Genomic DNA, 15,203 nt, shown 5'->3' on the forward strand with positions numbered 1-15,203 from the left:
CCTGTCCACCAGGAGCCTTTTTGTTTAGCTAAGGGATTTTGTGATTTATTTGTGACTTATACCTACGCTTGACTTACTCGCGAACACGGTAGCTGTTGACGATCGCTTGAGCATCAGTCAAATAATCGAGATAAGGTTTGTTGATACCAGAGAGCGTCAGGATATAAATTGTATCACCCCGTTGTTCAATAAAGCTTTCAGCATCTAGCACATTACCCTGCGGATCTTTACCTACCCAATCAATCCGCAAACTGCCATCAGGTTGGGTTTCCGTTTTCTGCCATTCTACTTCCGTCAATTTTAAGTTGGTTCGATAGGCTTCTTTAAGGAACGATTCAAGCTGGTCGCTGGTATATTTGCCACCTTGAGCCGAGCCAAACACAACTTCTCCGCGAAAGGCTTCATCTTCCGATCGAAAAATAACACCCTTATCAGATTGCTCGAATTGATACCCCTGAGGAAACGAGATGGTAAAAGAACCTTGCGGTTCTTCGTAGGTTTGCGTCAATTCAGTTGACGGTGGAGGAGACGCAGAGGCTTTCACCGTGGGGGGGGCAGCATTGGGAGGGGTTACAGTCGCTGGAGGCTGAATCGTATTGGTCAAGTTTGTTTTGCTACAGGCAGCCAGAATCAAACTCGATAGGAGCAAAAGAGAAATGAGACGCACGGCGTGATTCATGGGCATGGTTAGTCGTTCAAAACAAGTTGGTGAAGCATTCAAGTTCCGCAGATTAAGAGAGATTCTGCTGCACAGTAACTTGATCTAGGCTTTGAGAACAGAACCATTGGTCGGTTAGTCGAACCCTCACCGTTTTCTGTTGTAACGTATCTCAAAGTTAAAGTAGTGGCTGTGATCTTTAAAGGAATTAAAAGCAACCAAGTAGCAGCTTATTCATTTAGATTCGCTATAGATACGAATCGTTCCCGTTCTGGTAGTCATTGCATGAACTAGCACTCAGTCAGGGAGAGACAAGTGTCCTCTTATGGATTATGGCTCATGAATCATGGGTGATTTCGGGCTTCAGCAGCGGAAAAGCGATCGCATCTCGAATACTGGCACAATCGCACAGCAGCATTACCAAGCGATCGATTCCCATCCCCATCCCTACCGTAGGCGGTAGCCCATATTCCAAAGCCGTCAGAAAATCTTCATCAACACCTGGTGCTTCCAAATCACCCGCCGCTTTACGAGCCGCCTGTGCCTCAAATCGCTCGCGTTGATCAATCGGATCGGTCAACTCTGAAAAGCCATTAGCGGTTTCCCGTCCTACGATAAATAGCTCGAATCGCTCCACCAGACCGGGCTTACTGCGATGGGGCTTAGAAAGGGGTGAGATTTCGATCGGGTAGTCCATCACAAAAGTGGGCTGGATCAAGGTCTGTTCCACCGTTTGCTCAAAGGCTTCATTCAAAAGCTTACCGATCGATTCACAACTTTTTACCTCGGTAATTCCCGCTGCCGCCGCCGCCTGCTGCGCCTCCTCTAGGGTTTTGAACTGAGTAAAATCTAACCCAGTGCGTTCCAGCACTAACTCATGCATTGTCACCCGTCGCCATGGGGGAGTGAGATCAATCTCCTGTCCTTGGTAACTAATTTGCAGCGTTCCCAGCACTTCTTGAGCCGGGGTGACAATCAGCGCCTCGGTTAACTCCATCATGTCATGGTAATCGCCGTAGGCTTGATAAACCTCGATCGAGGTGAATTCCGGATTGTGCCGCGTAGAGATGCCTTCATTGCGGAAAATCCGTCCCATTTCATACACTCGCTCAAACCCACCGACTACCAAACGCTTTAGATGAAGTTCAGTAGCAATACGCAGATACAGATTCATCTCCAAGGCATTGTGATAGGTAATGAACGGACGGGCCTCTGCACCGCCTGCTTCTGCTTGTAGTACCGGAGTTTCAATTTCAATAAAGCCACGCTGATCCAAATAGCGACGGATGGCTGCCATAATCAACGCCCGTCGCCGAAAGGTTTCACGAACTTCAGGATTAACAATCAAATCCACGTAGCGCTGACGATAACGCTTCTCCACATCAGTCAGCCCGTGCCACTTATCCGGCAACGGCAACAATGATTTAGTGAGGACGGCATACGATCGCACATTCACAGACAGTTCACCCTTTTCCGTACGGCGAATCGAGCCTTTAGCTCCCAAAATATCCCCCACATCCGTCAATTGCTTCAGATGCTCAAACGCTTCCGCATCGACATCCGCCATCCCCGCTTGCACGGTCTTTTTGTCGAGATAAAGCTGAATCGCCCCCGTTTCGTCTTGTAGCGTGAAGAACGCCAGCTTACCGAACACCCGCCGCGCCATAATGCGCCCAGCGATCGATACCTCGATCTCGACCTCTTCACCGTTGGGCAAGTCTGCATATTTGGCTTGGAGATCAGCTGCATGGTGTGTCACATCCCAGCGATAGGCATAAGGGTTGAAACCAAGCTGTCGCAGTTGATTGGCTTTTTCAAGTCGCGTAGCACGGAGATCGTCAGAGGACATGAGTGGAAAGGATAACGTCTAAAAGATTGAAAGATAAAGGATAAACCATGGAATCAGAACCTAGAGATCCGCAACCGAAGAATAGAGGGTCAACAATCTTCAGTCGTTAGCCTTGCTCTATTAGCCTTGCTCTAGTCTTGCTGATGGGCAAACTGGTACGCACCAATCGCTGATAAAACAACCGCGATGATCAACAAAATCGGGATGCTATACCAGGGAAATTCAGAAAGGGATTGAAACACGATCGCCCGTAAGCCAATGCTAGTATAGGTCAACGGCAGCAAATAGACGATCGCTTTGAGAGCGATGGGCAAGGTGGCTGGATCAAAAAACGTAGCGCCTAGGAAGGACATAGGCACAATTAAAAAGTTGTTGAGCAACCCTACCCCTTCTAAAGATTTGACATTTAACCCAACAATCACACCTAACCCTGAGAAGACGGCACAGTTAAGCACCAGCAGCAGCAGAAACAGAGGATGCAGAAACGCAAAATTGCGCGTGAACAGCACCGCGATCAATAACACTGACCCAGAGGTCATTAACCCCCGCACTACGCCCGCCAACATTTTGCCGAGAAACAGGGAAAGGGGATGAACGGGCAGCAGCAAGATTTCTTCAAACGTTTTGGAATAAAGCCGCTCGCCGCAAATGGAAAAAGTGGTACCGCCAAAACCAATGGTCATGGATGACAGTGCTACCATCCCTGGCAGGATAAATTCGAGGTAACTATTGCCGATCGGCGGTTGAATTTGCATAGCACTGCCCAGTCCTAACCCAAATCCCAGGATATAAATCAAGGGCGAAACCAACCCCGAGGCCACCACTTGGGGAAGGCGAACGCGCAAATCTAACCAATCTCCCCAAAAAACGGTCAAGCTATCTGCGAAAATACCGCGCAACAGAGCGCCTCTATACGACTGCCCTACCTGAAGTGAAGACTGAGAAGCCACAGGACACCATCTAAATCATTAAGAAATTTTTCCTTTTCCCTATTGTGGCACTTCTCAGGCCAGTTCAAAAGCCTAAAGGTCAAAGTCTCCACAATATCCCCCAAACCCATTACCGGATTAAGTTCTTTGTAGCCTTTAACTTTGAGCCTTTAGCGCTTTAAGTACCCTTCTATCAGCAAATCCATACCGATCGATTGCCATGTCACCCGGTCTAGCGTCAAGGCATTCGTCATTTCAGTGAGTCCTAAATCACCAATTGGGGAAGGAGCAGTTACGCCTCCAATAATTTTGGGTGCTACAAACGCCAGAATTTTCTGAACAGCGTTCTCTAGAATGGCCTGGGCTGCCAATGTTCCACCGCATTCCCACAGCACCGACATCAAGCCCCGATCGTATAAATCGCTCATAACAGCGGCAGGCGTTAGAGTGGACAACTCAATGACTTCGACGCCTTGTTTTTGCAAGTGGTGTTGCATCGTTGGGTTCACCAAAGGTTGGGTAAAAACCACGGTGGCAACCTCCTGAGTCTGCCAAAGCTGGGCCTCGAGCGGTAAATTTAAGGTGCGACTCATCACAACTCGTAGTGGGTCATGTCCCAATCCGTGGCTTGTCAGCAGAGGGTCATCGCGTCGGACGGTATTGCCGCCAACAATAACCGCATCACAACTCGATCGCAGTTGATGCACCAGCGATCGGGCAGGCGGACTTGTCACCCAAGCGCTGTGCCCGGTGGTTGCCGCAATTTTGCCATCTAAGGTCATCGCATATTTAAAAATGCCAAACGGACGCTGATGCAGAATTCGGTGGACAAACGCTTCATTAAGAAGCTGGCAGTCAGCTTCTTCAACCCCGACGATTACCTCAACTCCTGCGGCTTGCAGGCGGGCAATGCCGCTTCCTGCTACCTTAGGGTTGGGATCGACCATACCCACTACAACCTTGGAGACTCCAGCGGCGATTAGGGCATCTGCACAAGGAGGAGTGCGCCCATAATGGCTGCATGGTTCTAAATTGACGTACATTGTGGCTCCTTGCGCTCGATCGCCTGCTGCACGAAGGGCGAACACCTCGGCGTGGGGTTGTCCAGCTTGAGGGTGAAACCCCTCGCCCACAATCTCTCCGGCTTGCACAACGACGGCTCCGACTAATGGATTGGGTGCCGTTTTTCCCAGTGCTTGGCGCGCCAAGGTCAAGCAGCGCTGCATCATTTGTCGATCGAAGGAAGTCACAAGATTAGGCTGTGTCATAGCGTAGGAAACTGAAATGAAACTCTTGGACAGCGAGTATTCAATTAGACAGAACTTCATTATCCTTGCAGCAAAACTTTATGCTTTTTGAGAAAACTTTGTTGCACCATGCAATTTGGCGGGTATCTTAAGGAAGCTTCTTTCGGAAGGATGAAGAACAAAGGGAGAGGATCGAGGATAAAGAATGAAGAATCAATTCAAAATGTTTGAGAATCTAGAGAAAATCAGTTGGAAAATCCCACCTCCTTTCCCTCTTCTCTACACTTAGGTGCCCAACTTGAATCGCCTTGTGTGAGGCATTAGCTGTTTACAAAAACTGGTTTCAGAATTTGATATGGCGATCGTCCAGCCATTCGTTAGAATTTAACCCAAATGCCGACATCTTACTTATCACACCTGTATCACACCTTTAAATTTCTAACCAATGTGTTGGCTCACACTCACTTCTTCAGATCTGCTGTTATCCTTGCTTGCTAATTCAACCTAATGTTCTGCCAACTGCCCTAATGACTGCTGTGCCCGCCCCTAGACAGCCATCTCAATCCTCAGACATGACTGGTGGTAGTAGTCCACCAGACATTACCCCCGTTTTTGCGCTGAAGGAATTGGTCTCACGGCTCCACCGTGAGCAAAACAAAATTCAAGATTTGCTGAGTTCATTGGGGTTTGCGCTGCGCAGCTTCAAGAACCTCAATCAGTTTTTGGAACTGACACCGCTCATTGCCAGCCGGGTGACGGATGCAGATGGGGGGGCACTTGTTTTATTCAAGCCCAACGGGCAAATGCGGCTAGAGCGGTTGCACTGCCAAGACAACCAGTGTCAGGATATTCGCATGGCGATCGAGAACGCCGCTCGGCAGTTAACTGTGGGCAAATCGACGTATGGGGGTAAGCTTGTCACCCTTGCTAATCGCACAGCAGCGCTCGACCATCAGGTCAATCACCTACTGGGGGCATCCGTGCAGTTGTTTGGTACGGCGATTCTCACCAAAAATGTTGAGCGCGGACGACTCTATGTGTTCAGTCGTGATCCAGACTATAGCTGGACTGAAACCCGCCAAAAGCTGATTCGGTTAGTAGCCGACCAAACGGCTGTTGCAATCGAAAACGATGAACTAACCGTAGAACTGCGCAAGAAAGAGCGCCTCGATCGTGAGCTAGAAATTGGAGCCGAAATTCAACTGCAACTACTGCCACGTCAATGTCCTAAGGTAGATGGCATGGAGCTTGCCGCCCGCTGTAAGACCGCTAATCGCGTCGGTGGAGACTACTATGACTTCATTCCGGCTAATTACGATCAATTTCGCAAAAAGGCAACCCGTCCCGAATCCGATCGCTGGAGTGTAGCCATTGGAGATGTCATGGGGAAGGGGGTTCCCGCTGGCTTGATCATGACTATGCTGCGCGGCATGTTGCGGGCAGAAGTGCTGAATGCTCACTCACCAGCCCGAATTTTGCAGCATCTTAATCACGTTATGTATGCCGATTTGGAAAATTCCAACCGCTTTGTGACGCTATTTTATTCGGAATACAACGCTAAAACCCGCATTCTGTCTTATAGCAACGCTGCTCATAATCCGCCGCTGCTATGGCAAGCTGCTACTGGAACCATCAAGCGCCTAGACACCTTGGGAATGCTGATTGGACTGGATATGGACAGCAAATATCACGAAGCCAAAGTGCAGCTTCATCCGGGTGATACGGTCATGTATTACACCGATGGCTTTACAGATGCTGCGAATCAAAGTGGCGATCGGTTCAATGAAGAAAATCTGGAGCGTCACTTCCGACTTGCTTGTCGTACCTGTGACGGTCCGCAAGCCATTCTAGATTACCTGTTTGACCAAGTGCAGCAGTTCATTGGGGCCGATCGCCACAACGAGGATGATATGACCTTGATTGTGATGCAGGTAAAGCCAGATGGCTCGGTTGATACCGGGGCTTAGAAATGGGCTTATAAATTAAAAACGGGCAGAATAAAGGCCAACAGAATTCCGCCGATCACGATCGCCTCGATAATTCTAAGAATGGAACTAGAATGACGAGTTTTGAAGCCTTGCAACCAAGTGCGCGGAGTATCATCTTCCCGTCTGCTCCAATTAAACATTGAGGCTATTAGCGGCACTCCGCCCACTTTGACGCCTAGCAATATATGTAGAGCAAGACTAAGAAACAGCACGGCCCAAGCTACCAAATGTGCCAAATACCAGGAGCGGTTGACTTCACCCGCAGGCAGCCATTCTTCTTTCATCATGCGACCTGTCACCACGGAAAATGTAGCGGCAAGCAGCATTAGCGTATTGGCAACGCGGTGCATTGTCACCCACCATATGGGTTTGCCAAGCTGGTTTAACTGTCCGAACGACTGTTGCACCAATCGCCGATCGCCAAGCCGAAAACTGTAGAGTGCAAAAAACGGAAAGAGCAACAGAAATGTGAGGGCAATCGTGCCATGAATTCCCTGAATATCACCTAGCGTCGGCAAGGCAAGTCCACCCCAGCGTTTGTCATAGGTGTTATACACCCAAAAGCCGGTGATGAGTGCTAGAACGATGAGAATCGCAGCAGCACTGTGCAATATTCGTAGCAGAACTGGTTGATAAGGACTAGACTGCGGCATCAGAAAAAGCCCGATTGTGAAGCTAAAGGAAATCAGGAGGGTGACCTCCCCGGATCAATTCCATAATGCTCTGACTTGTAAGAAGTTGGTGAAACTTGCATTATTTAATTTATTTTTGGGAATCCTGTCACACTAGCGGCTCGTTGAAAACCGCCAGCTTTTCTAAACAGGATCTTCTTGAAATGGCAACATTTGAGTTATTTCAGCATCCATGGCTCTGGTCAAGTGATTTGGGTGGATGCGATTTGATGCAGCAGGGTTTACTCTGGCATGGCACGATCGTCCACAGCGTATTCGCTCAGTTTGACACCGACGTGTTTAAGCCCGTGCGCGGTTTTTTCAATTACTTCATCCAATCTGGACAGATTTGGGCATTACTGATTGGCACAGCAGTAGGGTATCTATTCCGTAGCCTAACTAGCTACGGTTAGGCAACAACGTGAGAGAGTAGGGAAGTAAAGCGAAGGCTGCATTCTGTGTCGGTACGACAACCGACTCCCAGCGGCTGCTTCCTTAAAATTCAGAACTTACACTTCTGACGTTCAACTCTCAAAACACGATTGCGCCATGGTCAATACATCTTCACAACCTCAAACTTGGAGCCAACGGTTTGAATCGGCGCTGCATCCAGCGATCGCCCGCTTTAATGCCAGCATTGGGTTTGACATTGAACTAATTGAATACGACCTGACGGGTTCCCAAGCCCATGCCAACATGCTGGCCCATACAGGCATTCTTTCAGTAGAAGAAGGAGAAAAACTGATTGAAGGATTAGAACAAATTCGGCAAGAATATCGGCGAGGCGAGTTCAATCCGGGTGTTGAGGCTGAGGATGTACATTTTGCGGTAGAGCGGCGGCTGACGGAATTAGTTGGAGATATTGGCAAAAAACTGCACACGGCTCGATCGCGCAACGACCAAGTGGGAACCGACACGCGGCTGTATTTGCGTGACCAAATTACGCACATTCGCCAGCAGCTACGCGACTTCCAAACTGTAATGCTGACGTTGGCAGAGCAAAACATCGAAACCCTGATTCCGGGCTATACCCACTTACAACGGGCCCAGCCGTTGAGCTTGGCACACCATCTGTTAGCCTATGTGGAGATGACCCAACGGGACTGGGAGCGGTTGGGGGATGTGTATAAACGGGTAAATATTTCGCCTTTAGGCTGCGGAGCGTTAGCGGGTACGACGTTTCCCATCGATCGCCACTATTCGGCACAGTTGCTGAACTTCGATAAACCCTATGCCAATAGTTTGGACGGAGTCAGCGATCGAGATTTTGCGATCGAATTTCTCTGCGCGGCTAGCTTGATTATGGTGCATCTGTCGCGGCTGGCTGAAGAAGTGATTTTGTGGGCTTCGGAAGAATTTAGCTTTGTGACGCTGAAAGACAGTTGCTCTACGGGTTCCAGCATCATGCCGCAAAAGAAAAACCCGGATGTGCCGGAACTAGTGCGCGGCAAAACGGGACGAGTGTTTGGGCATCTGCAAGCCCTGCTGGTGCTGATGAAAGGACTGCCCCTCGCCTACAACAAAGATTTGCAGGAGGACAAAGAAGCCCTATTTGATAGCGTCAAGACGGTACGAGCCTGTTTAGAAGCCATGACGATTTTGATGCAGGAAGGGCTAGAGTTTCGCACGACTCGACTAAACGAAGCTGTTGCCGAAGATTTTTCCAATGCTACCGATGTCGCCGATTATTTGGCAGCTAAAGGGGTTCCCTTTCGCGAAGCCTACAACTTGGTGGGGAAAGTGGTGAAAACCTCGTTGTCTGCTGGAAAGTTGTTGAAGGATTTAACCCTGGATGAGTGGCAAGCGCTGCACCCTGCCTTTGCCGCCGATATCTACGAGGCGATCGCCCCACGTCAGGTGGTGTCAGCCCGTAACAGCTATGGTGGTACGGGCTTTGAACAGATCAAACAAGCGCTAGCTGCGGCAAAGCAGCGTCTAAACGAAAGCTAAGACCGATCTCTACACACAAGAAAGCCGGGGGACAATCCCGGCTCCTACAGGTATGGATCGACCAACGGCGGCGGCGATCGGTTCTAGACTGCGCACTAAACTTACCATGTCTTCTAGAGAAATTGTCTGACGGGCATCTGAGATCGACTTTTCCGGCTCTGGATGACATTCCACCATGATGCCATCGGCTCCGCAGGCGACGGCGGCTCTGGCCAAATCGGCAACTAATTCTCGTTTACCGGTGGCATGACTGGGATCGACGACGATCGGCAGATGGGTAATTTGCCTCAGCGCGACCACGGCTCCCAAGTCCAACACATTGCGGGTGTAGCTATCGAAGCTGCGAATTCCTCGTTCGCATAAAATCACCTGGGAATTGCCGTGGCTGAGGATATATTCGGCGGCCATCACCAGTTCCTCGATCGTGGCAGCCAGTCCTCGTTTTAACAGGACAGGTTTGTTCACTTGCCCCAAGGCTTTCAGCAGATCAAAGTTTTGCATATTACGGCTACCCACTTGCAGCACATCGGCATGAGCCGCGATCTCCTCGATCTGTGAAATGGCCATGACTTCGGTAATCACAGGCAATCCGTAGCGATCGCGCATGGACGCCAGAATTTGTAACCCTTCTACGCCCAATCCTTGGAAATCATATGGGGATGTGCGGGGCTTATACACACCTCCCCGGAGGGCTTGCACAGGAGCCGCCGCTAGCCGATTGGCGATGATTTCCATTTGCATTTGATTTTCCACCGAGCAGGGGCCACCGACAATCAACAAATCCGGACCACCGATCGAAACGCGATCGGATAGCTGAATCACGGTTTTATGTTCGGAATTAGCTTTGAGCGCGAGTTTCGCCTTTTGCATGAGAAGTCTCCTTGGTTGAGGTTGGGGAGTAGAGGTAGGGAGTAGGGAATTAGGAACTGGGAGAATGAGGAAGGTAGAGGAGAAAAATCCATCTACTCTCTTTTCATCTTTCAGCTTTTAGCGTTTCAAACTAAAAACCCGGAACCGTTTCTGGCTCCGGGTTTTGTGAATGCGGTTGCAGCACCATTTACCCAGAGCTTAGGCTGAGCCAAAAAAAGTAAAAGCCGTAAAAAAAGCTGGGAGAATGATGCAACACAATCGGATTCCTATACTTAGTAGGGGGGATAACGACAGTCTTAAAAATACAAAAACCGCAGTGTTCATTCTGCGGTTCACCTTGAGGTTTCATGCGAGATTGAACTCACCTCAGGTGAACCTCCATAAACCAAAAGTAAAAGTAGGATGCAGATTGACACATATGGTTGCGAGTTCTTGCTAAAATTTGCTGATTTATTGCCAAGGTAGCAAAGTCGGAGAAGATTAGTCAAGTACCCGATCGGGGTACAAGGCATCAGCAAAATTAATAGCTTCACCTCAGCTAAGCGACGATTGATTGTGAGCAAATTGTGAGTGAATCGCATCCGAAAAAAATTCGTGCGCCGATGAATCGCACCCTAGATCTGACACCGGAAGACCGCTTGCGCTTGCGGCCACGTTTAATTCGTGATATCCCAATAGAGTTGACCGCACTGCCGATCGGCACAATCCACGGAGATTCGATCGCGTTGGCTTCCCACCTACCATGTCATACTGTGGATTTGCTGATTTTAGATCCGCCCTACAATCTCAACAAAGATTTCAATGGCTATCGATTCTCTAAGCGCACGGTGGCAGACTACACGAGGTGGCTCGATCGGGCAATCGTAGCCTTTAAACCACTGCTCAAATCCACGGCTTCCGTTTATATTTGCGGTGAATGGTTGACTTCTGCGTCTATCTTCGAGGTGGCGTCTTCTCATTTCATTGTCCGCAATCGCATCACGTGGGAACGTGAGAAAGGGCGAGGAGCTAAAGCTAACTGGAAAAATGCTAGTGAGGATATTTGGTTTTGCACTGTATCCAACACGTATACCTTTAACGCTGATGCTGTGAAGTTGCGCCGCCGTGTAATTGCACCCTATCGCCAGCAGGACGGTACACCTAAAGATTGGCAAATCACCCAGCAGGGTAAGTTTCGAGAAACATATCCCTCGAATCTGTGGACGGACATCACTGTGCCGTTTTGGTCAATGCCCGAAAATACTAATCACCCGACCCAGAAAAGCGAGAAGCTCATCGCTAAGCTGATTTTGGCTAGCACCAAGGTGGGGGATATGGTCTTCGATCCATTTCAAGGCAGCGGCACATCGTCGGTGGTAGCGAAGAAACTCAATCGAGCTTACCTAGGCATTGATTTGAATGAAGAGTATTGCCTGTTGGCAGAGCGACGTTTGGAACTGGCAGAGGTCGATACCACGATTCAAGGTTTAGCGGAGGGGGTGTTTTGGGAGCGCAATACGTCGGTAGGGCGATCCTCGTAATCTCCCCGATCGAATCTCCAAAAACTAAACTCCAAAAACGATCTAGGCTATTAAATTAGTCTCTTAAATTTAGTTTCTACTGTTCTTAGTGCTTTTATGCAAGTTGAATGGCGCGTCGTTAAAACCTACGAAGATATTCTTTATCACAAAGCCGATGGCATCGCCAAAATCACCATTAACCGCCCCCATAAACGCAATGCCTTTCGTCCCAAGACCATTTTTGAACTCTACGATGCCTTTGTCGATGCTCGCGAAGATACCGATATCGGCGTTGTGCTGCTGACCGGGGCCGGTCCCCACACCGACGGCAAGTATGCCTTCTGCTCCGGTGGCGATCAAAGCGTGCGCGGCGAGGCGGGTTATGTGGGCGATGATGGCATTCCTCGCTTGAACGTGTTGGATTTGCAGCGGTTGATTCGATCGATGCCTAAAGTGGTAATTGCCCTAGTGGCAGGCTATGCCATTGGTGGTGGGCATGTGCTGCATGTAGTATGTGATTTGACGATCGCAGCCGATAATGCCATCTTTGGACAAACAGGACCCAAGGTAGGTAGCTTTGACGGAGGGTTTGGAGCCAGTTACTTAGCGCGAATTATTGGTCAGAAAAAAGCACGCGAAATTTGGTTTCTCTGTCGGCAATATGATGCGAACCAAGCCTTAGAGATGGGGTTGGTCAATTGCGTTGTTCCCGTTGAGCACTTGGAAGCGGAAGGAATTCAATGGGCCCAAGAAATCCTAGAGAAAAGTCCGATCGCCATTCGTTGCCTTAAAGCGGCGTTCAACGCCGACTGTGATGGACAAGCGGGATTACAAGAACTGGCTGGTAATGCCACTTTGCTCTACTACATGACTGAAGAAGGAGCCGAAGGAAAGCAGGCTTTTCTAGAAAAGCGCAAACCCAATTTTCGTCAATATCCCTGGCTGCCATAGCGCACTCATAATAGGCAAAAGTGACGAAGGCGAACCAAGAGCAGTGAGATGACTATTGGAGCATCCTGAACTGCTACAACGCCTGAAGTGTATTGGCTTGACGGGTAGAAACGTCAAAAAGATTATTGAAACCATTGAACACAAACAACGCTACAAACCCTTCGAATCTCTGAAAGATGTTGTGATGCGGGTCAAAGGGTTGACCTACGAAAAGATAGTTGATTTAGTTGAAAATCCTTAGCAAATGGGAATGCTAAAGAATATCCGGTTGCCTAAAAGCAGTCTACCAAAGCAATAATGCGCAGCAGTATCCCAGTAAACTTGTCTAAATCTCACTGAACTAATCGATCAGGGTAAAATTTCGGTTAAATAAAGAGTTAGTAAGTGAGGAGTTGGGTAGGAAATTATCTAGATAAAAGATGAGAAAGTAAGAAAAGTGGGAATTAAGCCAATTAATTGCTTCGATCCTTAAATTTCGGTTTAAGATTTCCCTTTATGGCTATTTAGCCCACTGGTATCAAACATTTCGGATTCTGATGATGCCGCACGATGCCCTGGAAATTGTCAACAAAATTCTTGAACCGAAACGGCTTAATTATGCACAAGAGGTGGTTCTCTTACAATCTTGGTCAGGAAAAATTTATCGAGAAATTGCCGCAGAATTTGGCTATGACCTAGACTACATCAAGGAAGTTGGCTCCCAATTATGGAGTTCTTTGTCAGACGCTCTAGGCGAAAAGGTGACAAAAAAGAACTTCAAGCTCGTGCTGTCTAACTTCTATTCTAATAACACGGCGGCGCTCGACCCAGAGGCTGATCTGATTTCCCCCAAACTAGAACCGCTGCGGTTTCCAGGGGGGGTTGTACCACTCTATTCCAACTTATACATCCACCGCCCACCCATCGAAGAGAGGGCTTATGCAGAAATTGTAAGACCAGGAAGCTTAATTCGCATTAAAGCCGCTCGGATGTTGGGCAAATCGTCTCTCATTTATCGCGTGCTAGATCATGCCCGACAAAGACGCTTTCACACGGTGATGCTGAATTTACAAACTGCAGATGATTCAGTATTGAACGATCTCAATCAATTTTTGCGTTGGCTATGCCTCAACGTGAGTTGGCAATTGAATCTAGAGCCTAAGCTGGACAATTATTGGAATGAGGAGATTGGCAGCAAGGTTAGTTGTTCCATCTACTTTCAAGAATATTTGCTATCGCACCTGGATACACCGATTGTTATTGCGCTCGATGAAGTGAATCGCCTCTTTGAGTATTCCGACTTAGCCAAAGATTTTCTGCCTCTGCTGCGGGCCTGGTATGAAGAAGCTGCGAATGTAGAGATTTGGCAAAAACTGCGGTTAATTGTGTCTCATTCTACCGAGGTCTATGTTGCTCTTAACATTCACCAATCACCGTTTAATGTAGGGTTGCCTATCTACCTACCTGAATTTACTCGATCGCAAGTGCAAGATTTGGTACAGCGCTACGGCCTCAGCCGTACTGAAATCGATGAGCAAGAGATTGACGCTTTGATTGTTTTAGTGGGTGGACATCCCTATTTGGTTCGGCTAGCCCTATACTGGTTGCGCCAACGGGAAATGACCTTCTCGGAATTATTGCAAACAGCCCCAACATTATCTGGCATCTACAGTAATCATTTACGCCGCTGTTGGGAAGAAGTGCAACAATTTCCAGAGTTATGGGAAGCACTTCAGCAGGTAGTACGTTCTCCAGAGGGGCTGCCATTAGACTCCATCATTGCCTATCGCTTAGAAAGCCTGGGGCTTATTAAATTTGAAGGCAGTAACGTTGTCCCGTCCTGTGATCTATACCGCCTCTTTTTTCTGGCACAGATGGGTGATGGAAACGGGAATTAGCTACAGTACCCTACCCAATAGATGGCTCAAAACTGTAGATTCTCCCAAATGATATTCGATCGTGGCTCAAACCCATCAACGTATTCAACAGGATAGTGGGTAAGGGTGTAGAACAAATGCCCATCTTCCTCGCCTACGTAAATCGCCCCGACAATTAACTCGGTTTCCAGAGGATGTTGATAGAGTAGTTTTTCTTCTGCCCAGCTATAGCTAACGATATCAGTTCGATCGAGCAGTTCCCATTGGTTATTAATTAGTAACCCCTGGTTACCTAAAATCAACTCTTGCATCATTTCTAAATCAGCCGATTGGCGCGGCATAAAGAAAGATAGATATGCCTGTTCGTTTTTTACCCCTGCCGGACTAAAGTAAAACTGCACATGCACTCCTTCTGCGGAGGTTTGTACTTCTGGAATGAAGGTCTGGGCCGGATAGTAGGTAGTAAACGGCACATCCCGATGTTGAAACAGCCGCAATTCAACCTCTTGAGCTTCGCCCTCCAAGCTCATTGTGATGATTTTTGTATCTGGCTGAACCTTATCTGAGGTATCCTCCGGAACGTCCGATAGGGGAACAGCGGCTGGGCTATTAGACGGTGACGGCGTGAGACCGGGAAAAGTCAATTCTCTTGATGGCAGCGAGGCACAAGCAGTAGCAGCAACTAACATCCCTCCAATGAACCAATAGCCTATAGTGCGGGATATCATCCCGTTT

The 15,203-nt window shown here is 48.5% G+C and carries 14 protein-coding genes; 7 read left to right on the forward strand and 7 right to left on the reverse strand.

The window, feature by feature from the left end:
* Positions 1 to 73: 73 nt before the first annotated feature.
* From OXH18_RS24070 to ribD, 4 genes are all read right to left on the reverse strand, one after another.
* Positions 74 to 679, reverse strand: a complete 606-nt coding sequence (locus tag OXH18_RS24070) for a hypothetical protein (RefSeq protein WP_268610067.1) — start codon at positions 677 to 679, stop codon at positions 74 to 76.
* Positions 680 to 995: 316 nt separating this feature from the next.
* A complete protein-coding gene (gene lysS / locus OXH18_RS24075; protein ID WP_268610069.1) occupies positions 996 to 2,507 on the reverse strand; it encodes a lysine--tRNA ligase in 1,512 nt (503 codons plus the stop codon).
* Positions 2,508 to 2,638: 131 nt separating this feature from the next.
* Entirely contained in the window at positions 2,639 to 3,457 is an 819-nt protein-coding gene (locus OXH18_RS24080) for an ABC transporter permease (RefSeq protein ID WP_268610070.1), read from the reverse strand.
* A 149-nt stretch (positions 3,458 to 3,606) separates the two neighbouring features.
* Positions 3,607 to 4,704 carry a bifunctional diaminohydroxyphosphoribosylaminopyrimidine deaminase/5-amino-6-(5-phosphoribosylamino)uracil reductase RibD gene (ribD, locus tag OXH18_RS24085; protein WP_268610071.1) on the reverse strand — a complete coding sequence of 366 codons (1,098 nt, stop codon included), beginning with the start codon at positions 4,702 to 4,704 and terminating at the stop codon, positions 3,607 to 3,609.
* Between the two features lie 506 nt (positions 4,705 to 5,210).
* Between ribD and OXH18_RS24090 the strand changes: the two genes are divergently transcribed.
* A complete protein-coding gene (locus OXH18_RS24090) occupies positions 5,211 to 6,650 on the forward strand; it encodes a GAF domain-containing SpoIIE family protein phosphatase (RefSeq protein ID WP_268610072.1) in 1,440 nt (479 codons plus the stop codon).
* Between the two features lie 8 nt (positions 6,651 to 6,658).
* Here OXH18_RS24090 and OXH18_RS24095 read toward each other — a convergent pair whose 3' ends face one another.
* A complete protein-coding gene (locus OXH18_RS24095) occupies positions 6,659 to 7,324 on the reverse strand; it encodes a cytochrome b/b6 domain-containing protein (RefSeq protein ID WP_268610073.1) in 666 nt (221 codons plus the stop codon).
* Positions 7,325 to 7,506: 182 nt separating this feature from the next.
* Here OXH18_RS24095 and OXH18_RS24100 point away from each other — a divergent pair, with 182 nt between their 5' ends.
* Positions 7,507 to 7,755, forward strand: coding sequence for a hypothetical protein (locus tag OXH18_RS24100; protein ID WP_268610075.1), 249 nt, complete (start codon positions 7,507 to 7,509; stop codon positions 7,753 to 7,755).
* 136 nt (positions 7,756 to 7,891) lie between these two features.
* Positions 7,892 to 9,292, forward strand: a complete 1,401-nt coding sequence (argH, locus tag OXH18_RS24105) for an argininosuccinate lyase (protein WP_268610076.1) — start codon at positions 7,892 to 7,894, stop codon at positions 9,290 to 9,292.
* 9 nt (positions 9,293 to 9,301) lie between these two features.
* On the opposite strand, the gene aroF is transcribed toward argH, so the two are convergent.
* On the reverse strand, positions 9,302 to 10,162 hold the full coding sequence (aroF, locus tag OXH18_RS24110; protein WP_268610077.1) for a 3-deoxy-7-phosphoheptulonate synthase: 861 nt from the start codon (positions 10,160 to 10,162) through the stop codon (positions 9,302 to 9,304).
* 566 nt (positions 10,163 to 10,728) lie between these two features.
* Here aroF and OXH18_RS24115 point away from each other — a divergent pair.
* The 4 genes from OXH18_RS24115 (at position 10,729) to OXH18_RS24130 (ending at position 14,489) form a co-directional block, all read left to right on the forward strand.
* Positions 10,729 to 11,682: a DNA-methyltransferase gene (locus OXH18_RS24115; protein ID WP_268610078.1), complete on the forward strand. Its 954-nt coding sequence runs from the start codon at positions 10,729 to 10,731 to the stop codon at positions 11,680 to 11,682.
* Between the two features lie 96 nt (positions 11,683 to 11,778).
* Positions 11,779 to 12,612, forward strand: coding sequence for a 1,4-dihydroxy-2-naphthoyl-CoA synthase (gene menB, locus OXH18_RS24120; protein WP_268610079.1), 834 nt, complete (start codon positions 11,779 to 11,781; stop codon positions 12,610 to 12,612).
* Positions 12,613 to 12,667: 55 nt separating this feature from the next.
* Complete coding sequence (locus OXH18_RS24125; protein WP_268610080.1) at positions 12,668 to 12,853, forward strand: helix-hairpin-helix domain-containing protein; 186 nt, start codon at positions 12,668 to 12,670, stop codon at positions 12,851 to 12,853.
* 295 nt (positions 12,854 to 13,148) lie between these two features.
* Complete coding sequence (locus tag OXH18_RS24130) at positions 13,149 to 14,489, forward strand: AAA-like domain-containing protein (protein ID WP_268610082.1); 1,341 nt, start codon at positions 13,149 to 13,151, stop codon at positions 14,487 to 14,489.
* Between the two features lie 26 nt (positions 14,490 to 14,515).
* Here OXH18_RS24130 and OXH18_RS24135 read toward each other — a convergent pair whose 3' ends face one another.
* A complete protein-coding gene (locus tag OXH18_RS24135; protein ID WP_268610083.1) occupies positions 14,516 to 15,196 on the reverse strand; it encodes a hypothetical protein in 681 nt (226 codons plus the stop codon).
* Positions 15,197 to 15,203: the final 7 nt, after the last annotated feature.

It is taken from the genome of Thermocoleostomius sinensis A174 (assembly GCF_026802175.1).
In the GTDB taxonomy this organism is placed as follows: Bacteria; Cyanobacteriota; Cyanobacteriia; order Elainellales; family Elainellaceae; genus Thermocoleostomius; species Thermocoleostomius sinensis.